The 1,111-nt window shown below is 53.6% G+C and carries 1 protein-coding gene and 1 pseudogene; both read left to right on the top strand.

Annotated elements, in window-relative coordinates; all coding sequences use genetic code 11:
- A pseudogene (locus tag ACTHS3_RS14040) lies at positions 1-633 on the top strand (lipid-A-disaccharide synthase); the annotation flags it as partial.
- A gap of 9 nt (positions 634-642) precedes the next feature.
- Positions 643-1,111: murein biosynthesis integral membrane protein MurJ (murJ, locus tag ACTHS3_RS14035; RefSeq protein WP_440368255.1), on the top strand; the 469-nt coding region annotated here is incomplete at its 3' end.

The raw sequence follows: 1,111 nt of genomic DNA, 5'->3' as shown, positions 1-1,111 counted from the left end.
CGGCAGAAGCTGGGCGTACCTGCGGACGTGCCCGTGTTTGCCATCTTGCCCGGCAGCCGCGTGAGCGAAATCGATTATATGGCGGCGGTGTTTTTTCAGACGGCCTTATTGCTGCTGAAACGTTATCCGCAGGCACGGTTTTTGCTGCCTGTGGCGACGGTCGCAACGCGCAAACGCATTAGTGAAATTTTGGCGCAACCTGAATTTGCCGCCCTTCCCATTACATTGACCGACAAGCAGTCGGATACGGTTTGCACCGCTGCCGACGTGGTATTGGTCACCAGCGGTACGGCGACTTTGGAAGTGGCCTTGTGCAAGCGGCCTATGGTTATCAGCTACAAAATTTCGCCGCTGACTTATGCGTATGTGAAACGCAAAATCAAAGTGCCGCATGTCGGTTTGCCTAATATTCTGTTGGGTAAAGCCGCCGTTCCCGAGCTGCTGCAACACGATGCCGTCCCTGAAAAACTGGCGCAGGCCGTGGCAGACTGGTATGACCGCCCTGAAGCCGTAGCCGCGTTGGAACAGGATTTCCACGCCTTGCATCTGCTGTTGAAAAAAGATACGGCAGCATTGGCGGCGGCGGCAGTATTGGAGGAAGCCGGATTTTCAGACGGCCTGAAAGACAAGTAAGGAAAATACATGAATTTATTGGGAGCCTTGGCCAAGGTTGGCAGCCTGACGATGGTGTCGCGCATTTTGGGCTTTGTGCGCGATACGATTATTGCCCGTGCGTTTGGTGCAGGCATGGCGACGGATGCGTTTTTTGTCGCGTTCAAACTGCCCAACCTGCTGCGGCGCGTGTTTGCAGAAGGCGCATTTGCCCAAGCCTTTGTACCGATTTTGGCGGAATACAAAGAAACCCGCTCTCCCGAAGCCACGCAGGCGTTTGTGCGCCATGTGGCCGGTATGTTGTCGTTTGTGCTGGTCATCGTTACTGCGCTGGGCATACTAGCCGCGCCGTGGGTGATTTATGTTTCTGCGCCCGGTTTTGCCAAAGAAGCCGATAAGTTTCAGCTCTCCATCGACCTGCTGCGGGTAACGTTTCCTTATATCTTTTTGATTTCTTTGTCGTCTTTTGTCGGTTCGATACTCAATACCTATCATAAAT

This window comes from Neisseria sp. P0009.S007, from assembly GCF_051962515.1.
This window is presented reverse-complemented; position numbering and strand designations above follow the sequence as displayed.